We start from the raw sequence: 15,680 nt of genomic DNA, 5'->3' as shown, positions 1-15,680 counted from the left end.
AACAATTTACAGTTAACAGTTTTTATTGAATTTGCAGTAAACTGATAACTGTTAACTGAGAAAGGGGGTATATTATGGAAAGAATAGTTAATCCATCAGAGATGAATGGTGATTTTAATTCGGAACTAAGTTTAAGACCTCAGAAAATTAACGAGTATATAGGTCAGCAGAAGGTTAAAGAGAGACTTGATATATTTATACAAGCAGCTCAAAAAAGATGTGAAGCACTAGATCATGTACTTTTATATGGACCTCCTGGATTAGGGAAAACTACTCTTGCTAATATAATAGCTAAGGAAATGAGTGGTGAACTTAAGATAACATCAGGACCAGCAATTGAGAGGGCAGGAGATTTAGCTGCCATACTTACAACATTAAAGGACAATGATGTTTTGTTTATAGATGAAATACATAGATTAAACAGAACTGTAGAAGAAATACTTTATCCAGCAATGGAGGATTATGCTTTAGATATAGTTATAGGTAAAGGTGCGGCAGCTAAATCTATAAGAATTGATCTTCCAAAGTTCACACTTATAGGTGCTACTACTAGAATAGGTATGCTTAGTGCACCACTTAGAGATAGATTTGGTGTTTTATGTGCCATGGAGTATTATACAAATGAGGAACTTAAAGAAATAGTAATAAGAAGTGCTGTTGTTTTAGGATGTGACATTACTGAAGAAGGTGCTTTTGAAATTGCAAGAAGATCTAGAGGGACTCCAAGAATAGCAAACAGGCTTTTAAAGAGAGTAAGAGATTATTCAGAAGTAAAATCTAATAATTTAATATCATTGAAAGAAGCGAGAAATGCTCTTGAATTATTAGAAGTAGATAATGCAGGGTTTGATAAAGTAGACAATAAGATACTTGAAGCTATTATTGATAACTTTAATGGTGGGCCTGTTGGAATAGAAACTCTTTCTTATTTTATAGGAGAAGAACTTGGAACTATTGAAGATGTTTATGAACCATATCTTCTTCAAAAGGGATTTATTATAAGAACTCCTAGAGGAAGAGTTGCAACTGATAAAGCATACGAGCATTTAGGTAGAGTTAATCCATCTAAAAGAAAAATAAAAGTTCAAGGTACATTTTTCGATGAAGAATAGTTGCTAAATACAAATATCTTTAAGGTATTTTATAGTATATTAGTGTGCAAATATAAATATATAAGTATAAAAGAATATTTATACTTATATATTTGCTTAAAAATAGCGGGCTGGATAGATATCTAGTTTACTAAATATAAATGGTTAGATAAAAAGTGTATTACTACATTTTAAATAAGCATAATAATTGGCTTTTGAAATTAATTCATAAGCTAAATGTTAGGAGAAGATAACAATGAACGTTAAAGAATTTGATTTTGATTTACCAGAGGAACTTATTGCACAACATCCATTACAGAAGAGAGATACTTCAAGACTTATGGTTGTAGATAAAAAAACTGGTGAAATAGAACATAAGGTGTTTCACGATATAATTAATTATTTAAATGAAGGTGATACTTTAGTTCTTAATAATACAAGAGTAATGCCAGCAAGATTAATTGGTGAAAAAGAAGGTACTGGCGGAAAGATAGAATTCTTATTATTAAAAAGAGTAGATAAAGATAAATGGGAATGTCTAGCTAAGCCAGGTAAGTCTGCAAGAGTAGGAAGAAAGTTTACTTTTGGTGATGGAAAGCTTAAAGCTGAAGTTGTTGAAGTTAAAGAAGATGGAAATAGAATAGTAGAATTCCATTATGATGGAATATTTGAAGAAGTTTTAGATTCACTTGGTGAAATGCCTCTTCCACCATATATCCATGAAAGACTTGAAGATAGAGAAAGATATCAAACAGTATATTCAAAGGAAACTGGTTCAGCAGCTGCACCAACAGCAGGACTTCATTTTACACAAGAATTATTAGAGCAAATCAAAGAAAAAGGAATCAATGTTGTTTATTTAACATTACATGTTGGTCTTGGAACATTCAGACCAGTTAAAGTTGAAAACTTAGAAGAACATCATATGCATTCTGAATTCTATACACTTTCAAAAGAAAGTGCTGATATAATTAATGAAACTAAAAAAAGAGGAAATAGAGTAATAGCCGTTGGAACAACATCAACAAGAACTTTAGAAACTATTGGAGACGAAAATGGTTTTGTAAAAGAACAAAGTGGATGGACAGATATCTTTATTTATCCAGGATATAAATTTAAAGTAGTGGATAACCTAATAACAAACTTCCACTTACCAGAATCAACACTTATAATGCTTGTATCAACACTAGCAGGAAAAGATCATGTTATGAATGCATATAAAGAAGCAGTTAAAGAAAAATATAGATTCTTCTCATTTGGAGATTCAATGTTTATAAAATAGAAAGTATGACTGATGATATAGGAAAGCAACGATGAATATGGAACTTTAAATAAGTGAATAAACTATTTAAATTAAAATAAAGATATTTTGCAAGAAATATCATCCAAAACTCTCCACTTTCCACTATCAACTTTCAAATGAATTAAAGTTTGATTACATATTGATGAGGTGACATTAATCAATAGTTTCAATATATAAAAAATATTAAGAGGTGGAACTTTTGAGTAAAAGATATACGTTATTAAAAAAAGATGGAAAAGCAAGAAGAGGTCAGTTTGTAACTCCTCATGGAACAATACAAACTCCTGTATTTATGAATGTTGGAACACTTGCAGCTATTAAAGGTGCAGTTTCAAGTATGGACTTAAAAGAAATTGGTTGTCAAGTTGAACTTTCAAATACATACCACTTACATTTAAGACCAACAGATACAGTTGTAAAGAAAATGGGTGGACTACATAAGTTCATGAACTGGGATAGACCAATCCTTACTGATTCAGGCGGATTCCAAGTATTCTCTTTATCAGCAATGAGAAAGATTAAAGAAGAAGGAGTTTACTTTAACTCTCACATTGATGGAAAGAAAATATTCATGGGACCAGAAGAATCAATGCAGATTCAAAGTAACTTAGCATCAACAATTGCTATGGCTTTTGATGAATGTATACCAAACCCATCAACTAGAGAATATGTAGAAAAATCAGTAGCTAGAACTGCAAGATGGCTTCAAAGATGTAAGGATGAAATGGATAGATTAAATTCTCTTCCAGATACTATAAATAAAGAACAAATGTTATTTGGTATAAACCAAGGTGGAACTTACGAAGATATAAGAATAGCTCATGCTAAAGAAATCACTAAGATGGATTTAGATGGATATGCAATTGGAGGCTTAGCAGTAGGTGAAAGCCATGAAGATATGTATAGAGTAATTGATGCTGTTGTACCACATTTACCAGAAGATAAACCAATATACTTAATGGGTGTTGGAACTCCTGAAAATATTTTAGAAGCAGTAGACAGAGGAGTAGACTTCTTTGACTGTGTACTTCCTGCTAGAAATGGAAGACACGGTAATGTTTATACTAGCGAAGGAAAATTAAACTTAATGAATGCTAAGTATGAATTAGATGCTAAACCAATAGATGAAATATGTGATTGCCCAGCATGTAAAAACTATACAAGAGCATATATTAGACATTTGTTTAAAGCAAAAGAAATGCTTGCTATGAGATTATGTGTATTACATAACTTACATTTCTATAATAAGCTTATGGAAGAAATCAGAACTGCTATAGATAATGGTACTTACAAAGAATTTAAGGAACAAAAGTTAAAAGACTGGGCACCTAAGAAATAAATTAAATTGATTCTTTAACAAAAGAGTGTTTTTAAAATCTACATTTTAAAAACACTCTTTTATTATCAATAATACTAAAAACTAAAAATACCATTTAATTAATTTTAATAGATTAATATAGTTTTTTATGAATAAAATAATATATTAGGAAGAAAATACTTATATAAGTAACAATTATTTCATATAAAATATAAATAATTAATAAAAAGTTAATTTATAGGGTTGATAATATTTAATAAAAAATGTAAACTACTTAACAGGAATATATTTATTATAATTTTAATAATTGGAGGAATAAACATGAGTAATTCTATAAGTGCAATATTAATTAATGTTTTACCATTTATAGTGATATTAGCTATATTTTATTTTTTAATGATAGTGCCAGAAAAGAAAAGAAAAAAGAAATATGATTCTATGATAAGTGAGCTTAAGGTTAATGATGAAATTGTAACTAGAGGCGGTATATTAGGAAAAATAGTTCATATTGATGAAAAATACGTTACAATAGAAAGCAGTTCTGCTAAAACAAGAATTAAGATGGATAAAGGCGGTATTGCTTATAAAGTAGGTAACGATAAGTAAAATTATGCATAATACCTTCTGACAATTCATAAAATGAAGTGTTGGGAGGTGTTGTTTTATGCAAGAAAATAACTTTTTTAAATCTGTACTTAAAGGAACTATAGGAACAATTATAATTTCTCTTGTTGCTATAATAATACTTTCAGCAGTTATGACCAAATTTAATATAAATAATAGTATACGAAGTATGATTATTATAATTACTGTTCTAATTAGTATAAGTGCAGGGAGTATTATAGCTTCAAAAAAGAATGGTTCTAAAGGTATGCTTGTAGGAATATGTGTAGGTGCTGAGTTTTATTGCATCTATTTTATTACTGCTTCTGTACTAGGTGGAAGTTTAATTTTTTCTGTATATGAATTGGGGAAATTATCAATAATTATGATAGTTGGTGCTTTATCAGGTATTTTAGGTGTTAATATAAATTGATTTGGAGGATATAATATTAGTTTTTAAAGATTAGAAAATATTATACATATGTTAAACGTATTCGAAGCAGGGGAGCAAGTATAGGTTTTTAATTTTTATATAGTATTTTTAATCTATTTGAGAAGCAGAAAGTACCAATAAAAAACTTTATTAAGAAATTATAGTGTGATATAATGACAATGTGTTAATGAGGAGTGTAAATAAATTTTGAATTAAAAGAGTATTTTGTATATATTGTAGGAAAAATTCTTCAAAATAAGAATTTATACAATAATACACTAAATATTTTATATATAGCTGGCAGCTGTTTATTGGTAAGAGAAATTATATTTGTATAAAATGATTGATTTTAATTTGCTGTCAGCTATAATAATTCATAGTTTTACTATTTTACATAACAAATACAAGGTTTAGCCTACAACGTACTCTGTTATTGTGCGGGAATGAAAAGACAAAATGTATGGAGGGAGATAAGATGAAAAAGACGAAAGGCAAAAGTGCGGTATTATTAGTTTTAATTATTGCTATAATAGGATTCTTAGCTTTTGCAGGTTTTAAAGGATTTGTCATAGGCGGATATGAATTTAAACCATTCGATAAGGTTATAACTAGAGGGTTAGACCTTCAAGGTGGTGTTTCTGTGCTTATGGAAATACAAGAAGATGACGTTACTCAAGATCAATTAGATAGCGTTAAGCAGCACTTAGAATTAAGAGTTAATAAATTAGGCGTTGCAGAAACAGTTGTAACAACAGAAGGGGATAAAAGAGTAAGGGTTGATGTACCAGGTGCATCTGATTCAAATGAAATCATAAAGAATTTAAGTCAGGCTGGTAATTTAACATTTAAGGACCCAGAAGGTAATGTATTATTAACAGGTCAAGATGTTAAAAAAGCTCAAGCTCAACTTAATCAACAAACAGGAAAATATGAAGTAGGACTTGAATTTACTGATGAAGGAGCACAAAAATTTGCAGATGCTACAAGAAAATTAGTAGGACAAAAAATTAGCATTTATCTTGATGATGAATTAATTTCAGATCCAAATGTACAGACTGTTATTACTGATGGTAGAGCAAGCATAAGTGGAGGTATAACTTCTTTAGAAGAAAATAAATCACTTGCTGCTATGATTAATGCAGGTGCACTTCCAGTAAGCGTAAAGGCTGTTTCAGTTAAAAATGTTGGAGCACAACTTGGGGCAACAGCTTTTCCTAATGCTATAAAGGCAGGAGCAATTGGTATAGGATTAGTATTCATATTTATGCTTGTAATATACAGACGTGAAGGATTTTTTGCTGATGTTGCGTTATTATTATATATAATACTAAATTTATATATATTTGTTGAAGTAGGAATTACTTTAACACTTCCAGGTATTGCAGCATTACTTCTTACTATAGGTATGGCAGTAGATGCAAACATATTAATATTTGAAAGAACTAAAGAAGAACTTAGAAGAGGAGTTTCAATTAGAACAGCTATTAAGAGAGGATCAGAAAATGCATTATCTTCAATTGTTGACTCTAATGTAACAACAATCCTTTGTGGATTAATTTTATATTTCATAGGTTCTGGTTCAGTAAAGGGATTTGCTATTACACTTATGATTGGTATACTTGTAAGCTTATTTACAGCACTAGTTGTAACAAAAGTACTTATTAATTTAGCAGTTAACTGTGGAATACTTAGCAAACCAGAGCATTTTGGAGTTAAAAGGGAGGTAGAAAAACATGCTTAAGGTTATAGAAAAAACTAAGATATGGTTTTCGATTTCCTTAATAATTATAATAGTTGGATTAGGATTTACATGTTTTAGAGGATTAAATTTTGGTATAGACTTTAGAGGTGGTACGCAAGTATCAATTCAATTAAATGATGATATAAGCAAAGATCAAGCAGACGTAATAGTCAATGAATATGTTGAAGATGCAAATACAAATCTTTCTGATACAAATGAATATGAAATAAAAGCTACAAATCTTGATAGTGAACAAATTTCAAATATTATGAAAGCTTTAGAAGAACAATATTCATTAGATGCTAATGCATTAATTTCACAAGATGAAATTGGTGCTTCAGTAGGAAAAGAATTAACTAGAAATTCAGCAATTGCTTTACTTGTAGCATTTATAGTTATGCTTATATATGTAGCGATTAGATTCGAATTTAAATTTGGTGTTGCTGCTTTAGTTGCAACAGTACATGATATTTTAATTACATTAAGTTTTTATGCTATATTTAATATACCAGTAAATACTCCATTTATTGCGGCAATGTTAACAATAGTTGGTTATTCTATGAATGATACAATAGTTATTTTTGATAGAATAAGAGAAAACTTGAAAAAATTAAGACGTGCAGATGCAGTTGAAGTTGCTGATATAAGTATTAAAGAAACAATGACAAGATCAATATATACTTCTTTATCTACACTGATTACTATTATAGCAATTAATATTTTAGTACCATCAGTTAGAGAATTTACTATTCCTTTAATAGTTGGGGTAGCAACAGGGGCATATTCTTCAATATTTATAGCTTCACCAGTATGGGTAATATTAAAAGAAAAGATGGGTAAGAAATCCAAAGTAAGTAAAAAAAATTAAATATTTGAATAAAATAAAGAAAACCTTCGGCATTATGTACGAAGGTTTTCTATTTTGTTAACAAAATAATTGTAAAATCCCATTTTATCATTTATAATATTATGTGTTTTCTAATTTTATGGAGGAAGAAAGGCCATGCGTAAATTCTGGGAGAGTATATATTGTCCAAATTATATTACTGGATATAACCCATTTATACTTAAAGGTATGAACAAAGCAATAGAGAGATTAGTATTAGCTATTAATAATAGACAGAAAATTGTTGTCTATGGTACATATAATGTTGATGGAATTTGTGCTGTGTCATCCCTTATACTTGTTTTAAAATATTTAAATGCTGATGTTGAATATTTGATATATGACAGACAGGAAAAGGATGCGAGAATAAATTCACAAGATATTAAAAATAATGTAGATTTTTTAGGTGCTGAACTGTTAATAACTTTAGGTGTTGGATTAAAATCACAAAAAGAAGTTGATTTATGTAAAGAGCTTGGAATAGATCTTATAGTTCTTGAAAATCAAGAAAGTGATACAGTAAATGATTATATTTACATTAATCCAAATCAAAAGGGTTGTCAGTATAGGTATAAAAATTTATCTACAAGTGGATTGACTTTTAAGCTAATGCAGGCTATTGCAATTTATTATAATATGAAAAGTATAAATAAATACTTAGACTTGATTCTTATAGGAGTGCAATGGTCAAATGTTTCAGTTAAGGGTGAAAATGCAGTATTTATCAAAGAAGGTAACAGAATTTTGATGAATACTAATAATAATGGGTTAAGATCGATAATAGAATTTTATAATATTGAAGAATTTGATGATTATGGCATAAGTAGAATAATTGAATTAATAATACCGCCTATAGGTGCAGTTGGTGTTATGGATAATGCTAGAATAGTGTTAGAACTCTTAACGACTAATGATAAAGATAGAGCTGATCAAATTGTGAAGTATTTATATAGCTTAAAGAGAAATAACCTTTTAAAACAAGTTAAACATGTATAATAATATGTGCTATTTAATAATAAATTTGTATTTTATATTAAAATAAGTACTGTGGAGGAATTAATAATGGATTTTAAAGAAAAAATAAGAGTAATTGAAGATTTTCCAAAAGAAGGTATCAGTTTCAAGGATATCACTACATTAATTGGAGATGCGGAAGGATTAAAAGAATCTATAGACGCAATAGTTAATTACTTAAAGGATAAAAATATAGATGCTATAGTTGGTCCAGAAGCAAGAGGATTTATATTTGGTGTTCCTGTAGCTTATGCTTTAGGAGTAGGATTTATCCCAGTAAGAAAGCCAGGTAAATTACCTGCAGAAACTATTTCTGTAACTTATGATTTAGAATATGGTACTGATACAATTGAAATGCATAAAGATGCAATAAAACCAGGTCAAAGAGTTGCTGTAGTTGATGATTTATTAGCAACTGGAGGAACTGTTGAAGCTGTAGCTAAGTTAATAGAACAAGCAGGAGGAGTAGTTGCTTCATTAGATTTCGTAACTGAATTAACTGAACTTAAAGGAAGAGATAAATTAAAAGGCTATGATGTAATGTCATTAGTTCAATATGATGTTTAATTATAAAAAATAACAGAACACTATTGATGTTCTGTTATTTTTTTATGATTAAAAAGTGCATTTTTAGTTTAAATTAAGGAAATATATTATAAAAAGTATAAATATATCAAATAATATCATATTGTTTAAAGTATTATTAATTACTGTAAAAGATGAAGAATACCAATAACTTGTTACTAGTTTATCTAGCTTGAAAATAATAATAAAATAATATATAATTATTTAAAAGTCGGGCTGGTTTGAAAACCAGCCTTTGAATTTAAAATAAATTTAGTTTAGATAGAAGGAGAGCAGTCCTCATGATTGATGAATTAATGGAAAAAATTCACAAGAATTGTCACAACGTCGACGAGGATATGGTGAGAAAAGCATATAATTTTGCAAAAGAAGCTCATAAGGAACAGAAAAGGGAGTCTGGAGAGCCATATATAATTCATCCAATAGCTGTAGCTGAGAATTTAGCAGAGCTTGGTATGGATACAGATACTATTGTGGCTGGATTACTTCATGATGTTATAGAAGATACAAAATATACTTATGATGATGTAGCGCGTGAGTTTAATGCAGAAATAGCTAACCTTATTGATGGAGTAACAAAATTGACTAAACTTGGGGAAATGGAATATAAGAGCAAGGAAGAACAACAGGCTGATAATGTTAGAAAAATGCTCCTTGCTATGGCTAAAGACATAAGAGTAATCATAATTAAATTAGCTGATAGACTACATAATATGAGAACACTTAAGTATGTGCCAGCAAATAAGCAGAAAAGGAAAGCAAAAGAAACTCTTGATATTTATGCACCTTTAGCGCATAGACTTGGTATGTCTAAGATTAAATGGGAGCTTGAAGATTTATGTTTTAGATATCTTCATGAAAAGGAATATTATGAACTTGTAAGAGATATTGCTGAAAAAAGAGTTGAAAGAGAAGATTACATAAAAAAGATAGTAGCTGACTTATATACTAAGTTAGAAGCAGCAGGAATTGACTCGGAAATTGAAGGGCGACCAAAGCATTTTTATAGTATATATAAGAAGATGGTCAATAAACATAAAACTATTGACGAAATATTTGATTTGACTGCAATAAGAATTCTTGTTAATTCAGTTAAGGATTGTTATGGTGTTCTTGGGATAGTGCATACAATTTACACTCCTATTCCAGGTAGATTTAAAGATTATATAGCAATGCCTAAGCCTAATATGTATCAATCACTTCATACAACTGTTATAGGGCCTCAGGGGAAAACATTTGAAATTCAAATTAGAACATTTGAAATGCATAGAACTGCTGAATATGGTATTGCTGCTCACTGGAAGTATAAAGAGGGAGACACAAGCGGTACTGAACAAGATAAGCAGAAAGTATTTGAGAAAAAGCTTGCATGGCTTAGAGATATGCTTGAATGGCAAAAAGAAACTTCAGATGCAGAAGAGTTTATCGAAGGATTTAAGATAGATTTATTCTCAGATGAAGTATTTGTATTTACTCCAAAAGGAGTTGTAATAAATTTATGCAGTGGAGCAACACCAATAGATTTTGCGTATAGAATTCATACTGATATAGGTAATAAATGTGTTGGAGCTAAGGTTAATGGGAAAATAGTTCCTCTTGACTATAAGTTAAAGACTGGGGAAATTGTTGAAATATTAACTTCTGCAAATGCTAAAGGCCCTAATATGGATTGGCTTAATATCGCAAAGAGTAACCAAGCGAAGAGTAAGATTAAGCAATGGTTTAAAAAAGCCAAAAAAGAAGAAAATATACTTAGAGGTAAAGAACTTCTAGATAAAGAGCTTAAGAAGCAAGGTGTAACTTATGCTGAAATTGCTAAGGGAGATTTTTACGAAAGACTTGTAAAGAGATATAATATTCATAATATGGATGATGTATATGCACTTCTTGGTGTGAATGGAGTTTCAGCATCTAATCTTGTTGCAAGATTAAAAGAAAACAATGGATTTGATAAAGTTAATAAAGAAAAAGAAAATAAAGAAATTTTAAATAAGGCAATAGAAGAACAGATAGCTAAGACAGCAAAACAAGACAGTCAGCAAAACAGCTATGAAATAACTGTAAAAGGTGAAAGCAACTTAATGGTTAGATTTGCAAAATGTTGCAATCCTGTTCCTGGTGATGAAATATTAGGTTATATAACTAAGGGAAGAGGAGTATCCGTTCATAGGAAAGACTGTCAGAACTTAAAAAATCTAATAGAAACAGATGGCGAAAGAGTTGTAGAAGTTAGTTGGGGAACAGCTAAAGGTAATTCATATTCTGCTGAAATTCAGGTTATGGCTGATGATAGAGAAGGACTTCTTGCTGATATAATGAGCATCATTACAGACTTAAAACTTCAATTAAGTGCTGTAAACGCAAATTTATCTAAGGATAATTATGCGTACATAAATATAAAAATTAAAATTCAATGTATAGATAGTTTACAAAACCTTATGAAGAGAATAAAAAATCTTAGAGGCGTAGTTGATGTTTATAGAGTAAATAATTAATTCAGTTAACAAGTAACAGTTGACAGTTAACAGTTTAAGGAGAAAAAGCTTCCGGCTTTTTGATTATATTATTGCATTGATTTTGTTATACAAAATCTATCGCTCTATATTATTTTAGATTTTACGCAAGTAAAATCATCCACAACTGCTAACTGTTAATTGTTAACTACTAACTGTAAAAGTCGGGGGTGTAAGCAATGAGGGCTGTGGTACAAAGAGTAACATCATCAAGTGTAAGTGTTGATGGTAATATTATAGGCTCAATAGGCAAAGGTTTTAATGTGCTTATAGGAATTGCCAAAGATGATACTATTGATGATTTAAAGTACATAAAAGATAAAATTGTAAATTTAAGAGTGTTTCAGGATAAAAATGATAAGATGAATTTATCACTTTTAGATGTACAAGGAGAAATATTAGCAATTTCTCAATTTACTTTATATGGGGATTGTAGAAAAGGTAGAAGACCTAATTTTATGGAAGCTTTAGGTGGAGAAGAAGCAGTTAAACTTTATGATGAGTTTGTAGAAATGCTTAAATCTACTGGATTAAAGGTTGAAACAGGTGAATTTGGAGCAGACATGAAGGTTGAAATTCACAATGATGGACCAGTAACTATATTATTAGATAGTAAAAGAAATTTTTAATGTAGGTAATAATAATTTATTTGTTGCCTATTTTTATATATGTGGAAGGAGAAGGCATCATGGTAGTTGAATCAATTATAGCAGGAATGTATGAAGAAAATTGTTATTTATTAATAGATGATAAGACAAAAGAGTGTGGAATTATAGATCCAGGCGGAAATGCTAAGAAGATTGAAAATGAAATTATATCAAAAGGCTTAAAAGCTAAGTTTATATTAATAACTCATGGGCATGCTGACCATGTTGATGGAGTAGAAGAACTTTCAAAAGCTTTAAATATACCTTTTTATATAAGCAAAGTAGACGAAGAATATATGTCACAAGATAATTTTGTTTATGGAAGTATTCCTAAAGCTTCTGGATATTTAAAAGAAGGCGACACATTAACTCTTGGAAATCATACAATTAAAGTTATAGAAACACCAGGGCATACAAAAGGTGGATTATGCTTCTTAGTAGATGATTTATTATTTACAGGTGATACTTTATTCCAAGGGGCAGTTGGAAGAACTGATTTTATTGGTGGAGATATGCATGAATTAATAAGTAGTATCAAGACTAAACTTCTTCCATTAGGTGATAATATAAAAGTGTTCCCAGGACACGGACCATCATCTACAATAGGATTTGAAAAAGTTAGAAATCCATACTTATAGCAGTTAGCAGTTAACAAGTAACAGTTAGCAGTGATTTTATTGTTAACTGTTTTGTTAACTATTGATTGAGGAAAGGATTATGTTATGGAAATTAAAGTATATTTAAGTGACATGAAATTTAGATATGAAGTGTATCAGTTATTTAATGTGTATTTCCCAATGCATGATATTCAGTTTTTAGATGAAAATGAAGCTGATTATAAATTTTGTATTGATGAAAACACTGGTAAGTTAAGCTTTACTCATAAGGATTATTTTAAAGAAGGAACTTTAGGGGAAGAACTTAAGCAGTCCCTTAGAAGATTCCTTTTTGTATGTCTTAGGGATATTACTGGTGATATTCATCCATGGGGAACATTAATAGGGATAAGACCTTCAAAAATAGCATTAAAGCTTTTAAATGAAGGAAATACTGAAGAAGAAGTAATTGAAATATTTAAAAATAAGTATTATGCACATGAAGATAAGGCAAGATTATGTATAGATGTTGCAAAAGCTGAAGAAAGAATAGTAAATAAAGATAGTAAGACTATTTCTATATATATAGGAATGGCTTTCTGTCCTACGAGATGTCTTTATTGTTCCTTTACAGCAAATCCAATAGGTACACATAAGAAAATGGTAATGCCATATGTAGAAAGCCTTATGAAGGAAATTAAGGGCATAAGTGAGTATGTTAAAGAAAAAGGTCTTAATGTTGAAACTATATATTTTGGTGGGGGTACTCCTACATCTGTAAGTGATGGTGAGTTCATGATGGTAATGGATGAAATCTACAATGATTTCATTAAAGACGGAAATGTTCGTGAATTTACAGTTGAATGTGGAAGACCTGATACTTTAAATAGAAATAAGCTTCAGACTATGAAGGATTGTAATGTAACTAGAATAAGTATTAATCCTCAAACTATGAATGATGAAACATTAAAGCTTATTGGTAGAACTCATACAAGTGAAGATATAAAAGAAAAATTTAAAATGGCAAGAGAACTTGGTTTTGAAGATATAAACATGGATATAATCATAGGACTTCCTGGAGAAGGTCATAAAGAAATGATTCATACATGCGAAGAACTAAAAAAACTTAAGCCAGATAGTATAACAGTACATGGGTTAGCACTAAAAAGAGGCTCAAGAATGTACGAAAAATTTATTCTTGAAAAAGGAATAGAAGTAACTCCTCATGAAGAAATAGTCAAAATGTACGAGTAAAGCAGAAAATTGGCAAAAGACTTAGATATTTCACCATATTATATGTACAGGCAAAAAAATATGGTTGGAAATATGGAGAATTTGGGGTATGCTAAAGAGGATAAGGAATGTATATATAACATTCAGATGATAGAAGAAAGGCAAACAATCATAGCACTTGGAGCAGCTGCCGTAAGTAAAGTTGTATTCTTGGATGAAGATAGACTAGAAAGATTTCCTAACCTTAAGGATCTTCATGAATATGTTACAAGAATAGATGAAATGATTGAAGGAAAGAAAGAATTGTTAAACACACTATATGACAGTTAACAATTATCAGTTAGCAGTTAAGGAAAAAAAGCTTTCAGCTTTAACTGTTAACTGTAACCTGTTAACTATTAACTGAAGTTTGGAGGGATAGATAAATGGCAAATGAAATTCAAGCACCAAAGGGTACGAAGGATATGCTTCCTCAAGATGCTTACAAATGGCATTATATTGAGAACGTATTTAGAAATGTAGCTAAAACATATGGAATAAGAGAAATAAGAACACCTATTTTTGAACATACAGAATTATTCTTAAGAGGTGTTGGTGATACTACTGATATAGTTCAAAAGGAAATGTATACTTTTAACGACAAAGGTAATAGAAGCATTACTTTAAAACCAGAAGGAACTGCGCCAGCAGTTAGAGCTTTTATTGAAAATAGATTATTTAATGAAGCACAACCTACAAAGCTTTATTATATAACACCAGCATTTAGATATGAGAATGTTCAAAAGGGAAGACTTAGACAATTCCATCAATGTGGAGTTGAAATGTTTGGATCTAAAGAACCAACAATGGATGTTGAAGCAATTAAAGTAGCTATGGATACTTTAAAAAAGTTAGGTTTAGAAAGCTTAAGCCTACATATTAATAACTTAGGATGTCCAACATGTAGAGCTAAATATAATGAAGCATTAAAGAAATTCTTGCAAGAAAATTATGAAGGTCTTTGTGATACTTGTAAGTCAAGATTTGAAAAAAATCCAATGAGAATCTTAGATTGTAAAGAAAGAAAGTGTAATGAAATCACAAAGGATGCACCACAAATTTTAGATTATGTATGTGAAGATTGTGAAAATCACTTTAATACAGTAAAGGAATATCTAGATGTATTAGGTATACCATACGTAGTAGATCCAGGTATCGTAAGAGGTCTTGATTACTATACTAAGACTATATTTGAAATAATTAGCTCAGACTTTACAGTATGTGGTGGTGGAAGATACGATAAACTTATAGGTGAACTTGGTGGTCCTGAAATGCCTGCTGTAGGATTTGGAATGGGTGTTGAAAGATTAATAATGACTCTTGAAAAAATGGGTGTAGAAATTCCAAAGGAAAGCTTTATTGATCTTTATATAGGAGCAAGAGGAGAAGAAGAAAAGAAATATGCATTCAAACTTGCTAGTGAACTTAGAGTATTAGGTGTTAAATGTGAAATAAATCATATGGGAAGAAGCGTAAAAGCTGAAATGAAGTTTGCTAATAAATTAGGTGCAGCATTTACTACTATTTTAGGTGAAGATGAATTAGCTAATAAAAAGGTAAGCTTAAAGAGAATGAGTGACGGTGAAGTATTTGAAGTATCGTTAGATAACCTACAAGAAATAGCTGATATTGTAATTGAAAAATAGTATAATTAAATATTTATAATCATGTTAAGGAA

13 protein-coding genes and 1 pseudogene are annotated in these 15,680 nt (G+C 29.8%); all 14 read left to right on the top strand.

Annotation, left to right across the window (positions count from 1 at the left end):
* Window positions 1-74: 74 nt before the first annotated feature.
* The 14 genes and pseudogenes from ruvB to hisS all read left to right on the top strand — a co-directional run bounded on the left by ruvB (window position 75) and on the right by hisS (window position 15,648).
* A complete protein-coding gene (gene ruvB / locus HF850_RS05105) occupies window positions 75-1,112 on the top strand; it encodes a Holliday junction branch migration DNA helicase RuvB (protein ID WP_169104397.1) in 1,038 nt (345 codons plus the stop codon).
* Window positions 1,113-1,347: 235 nt separating this feature from the next.
* Window positions 1,348-2,373 carry a tRNA preQ1(34) S-adenosylmethionine ribosyltransferase-isomerase QueA gene (queA, locus tag HF850_RS05100; RefSeq protein WP_169104396.1) on the top strand — a complete coding sequence of 342 codons (1,026 nt, stop codon included), beginning with the start codon at window positions 1,348-1,350 and terminating at the stop codon, window positions 2,371-2,373.
* A gap of 220 nt (window positions 2,374-2,593) precedes the next feature.
* On the top strand, window positions 2,594-3,733 hold the full coding sequence (tgt, locus tag HF850_RS05095; protein ID WP_169104395.1) for a tRNA guanosine(34) transglycosylase Tgt: 1,140 nt from the start codon (window positions 2,594-2,596) through the stop codon (window positions 3,731-3,733).
* 300 nt (window positions 3,734-4,033) lie between these two features.
* Window positions 4,034-4,318, top strand: a complete 285-nt coding sequence (yajC, locus tag HF850_RS05090) for a preprotein translocase subunit YajC (protein ID WP_169104394.1) — start codon at window positions 4,034-4,036, stop codon at window positions 4,316-4,318.
* A gap of 58 nt (window positions 4,319-4,376) precedes the next feature.
* Entirely contained in the window at window positions 4,377-4,748 is a 372-nt protein-coding gene (locus tag HF850_RS05085; protein WP_169104393.1) for a TIGR04086 family membrane protein, read from the top strand.
* 475 nt (window positions 4,749-5,223) lie between these two features.
* Complete coding sequence (secD, locus tag HF850_RS05080) at window positions 5,224-6,489, top strand: protein translocase subunit SecD (protein ID WP_169104392.1); 1,266 nt, start codon at window positions 5,224-5,226, stop codon at window positions 6,487-6,489.
* Window positions 6,482-7,357: a protein translocase subunit SecF gene (gene secF, locus HF850_RS05075; RefSeq protein WP_169104391.1), complete on the top strand. Its 876-nt coding sequence runs from the start codon at window positions 6,482-6,484 to the stop codon at window positions 7,355-7,357. Before secD ends, secF begins: the two co-directional genes overlap by 8 nt.
* A 135-nt stretch (window positions 7,358-7,492) precedes the next feature.
* The gene (locus HF850_RS05070; RefSeq protein ID WP_169104390.1) at window positions 7,493-8,371 is read left to right on the top strand and encodes a DHH family phosphoesterase; all 879 of its coding nucleotides are present in this window, start codon (window positions 7,493-7,495) and stop codon (window positions 8,369-8,371) included.
* A 66-nt stretch (window positions 8,372-8,437) separates the two neighbouring features.
* Entirely contained in the window at window positions 8,438-8,956 is a 519-nt protein-coding gene (locus HF850_RS05065) for an adenine phosphoribosyltransferase (RefSeq protein WP_169104389.1), read from the top strand.
* Between the two features lie 299 nt (window positions 8,957-9,255).
* Window positions 9,256-11,469, top strand: a complete 2,214-nt coding sequence (locus tag HF850_RS05060; RefSeq protein WP_169104388.1) for a bifunctional (p)ppGpp synthetase/guanosine-3',5'-bis(diphosphate) 3'-pyrophosphohydrolase — start codon at window positions 9,256-9,258, stop codon at window positions 11,467-11,469.
* Between the two features lie 197 nt (window positions 11,470-11,666).
* On the top strand, window positions 11,667-12,116 hold the full coding sequence (dtd, locus tag HF850_RS05055) for a D-aminoacyl-tRNA deacylase (RefSeq protein ID WP_169104387.1): 450 nt from the start codon (window positions 11,667-11,669) through the stop codon (window positions 12,114-12,116).
* 59 nt (window positions 12,117-12,175) lie between these two features.
* On the top strand, window positions 12,176-12,772 hold the full coding sequence (locus HF850_RS05050) for an MBL fold metallo-hydrolase (RefSeq protein ID WP_169104386.1): 597 nt from the start codon (window positions 12,176-12,178) through the stop codon (window positions 12,770-12,772).
* Between the two features lie 84 nt (window positions 12,773-12,856).
* Window positions 12,857-14,293 (top strand): annotated as a pseudogene (locus HF850_RS05045) (coproporphyrinogen III oxidase).
* A gap of 95 nt (window positions 14,294-14,388) precedes the next feature.
* Window positions 14,389-15,648 (top strand): histidine--tRNA ligase, encoded by a 1,260-nt coding sequence (gene hisS / locus HF850_RS05040; protein ID WP_169104385.1) that lies wholly within the window; start codon window positions 14,389-14,391, stop codon window positions 15,646-15,648.
* Window positions 15,649-15,680: the final 32 nt, after the last annotated feature.

This window comes from Clostridium sp. SM-530-WT-3G, from assembly GCF_012843905.1.
Classification (GTDB): Bacteria; Bacillota; Clostridia; order Clostridiales; family Clostridiaceae; genus Clostridium.
The sequence above is the reverse complement of the archived record's forward strand: the minus strand, read 5'-3'. Positions and strand labels throughout refer to the sequence as shown.

What these genes read in the sequence shown, in the direction of transcription:
- ruvB (WP_169104397.1), top strand. Translation starts at nt 75, where the DNA reads ATGGAAAGAATAGTTAATCCATCAGAGATGAATGGTGATTTTAATTCG.
- queA (WP_169104396.1), top strand. Translation starts at nt 1,348, where the DNA reads ATGAACGTTAAAGAATTTGATTTTGATTTACCAGAGGAACTTATTGCA.
- yajC (WP_169104394.1), top strand. Translation starts at nt 4,034, where the DNA reads ATGAGTAATTCTATAAGTGCAATATTAATTAATGTTTTACCATTTATA.
- HF850_RS05085 (WP_169104393.1), top strand. Translation starts at nt 4,377, where the DNA reads ATGCAAGAAAATAACTTTTTTAAATCTGTACTTAAAGGAACTATAGGA.
- secD (WP_169104392.1), top strand. Translation starts at nt 5,224, where the DNA reads ATGAAAAAGACGAAAGGCAAAAGTGCGGTATTATTAGTTTTAATTATT.
- secF (WP_169104391.1), top strand. Translation starts at nt 6,482, where the DNA reads ATGCTTAAGGTTATAGAAAAAACTAAGATATGGTTTTCGATTTCCTTA.
- HF850_RS05070 (WP_169104390.1), top strand. Translation starts at nt 7,493, where the DNA reads ATGCGTAAATTCTGGGAGAGTATATATTGTCCAAATTATATTACTGGA.
- HF850_RS05065 (WP_169104389.1), top strand. Translation starts at nt 8,438, where the DNA reads ATGGATTTTAAAGAAAAAATAAGAGTAATTGAAGATTTTCCAAAAGAA.
- HF850_RS05060 (WP_169104388.1), top strand. Translation starts at nt 9,256, where the DNA reads ATGATTGATGAATTAATGGAAAAAATTCACAAGAATTGTCACAACGTC.
- dtd (WP_169104387.1), top strand. Translation starts at nt 11,667, where the DNA reads ATGAGGGCTGTGGTACAAAGAGTAACATCATCAAGTGTAAGTGTTGAT.
- HF850_RS05050 (WP_169104386.1), top strand. Translation starts at nt 12,176, where the DNA reads ATGGTAGTTGAATCAATTATAGCAGGAATGTATGAAGAAAATTGTTAT.
- hisS (WP_169104385.1), top strand. Translation starts at nt 14,389, where the DNA reads ATGGCAAATGAAATTCAAGCACCAAAGGGTACGAAGGATATGCTTCCT.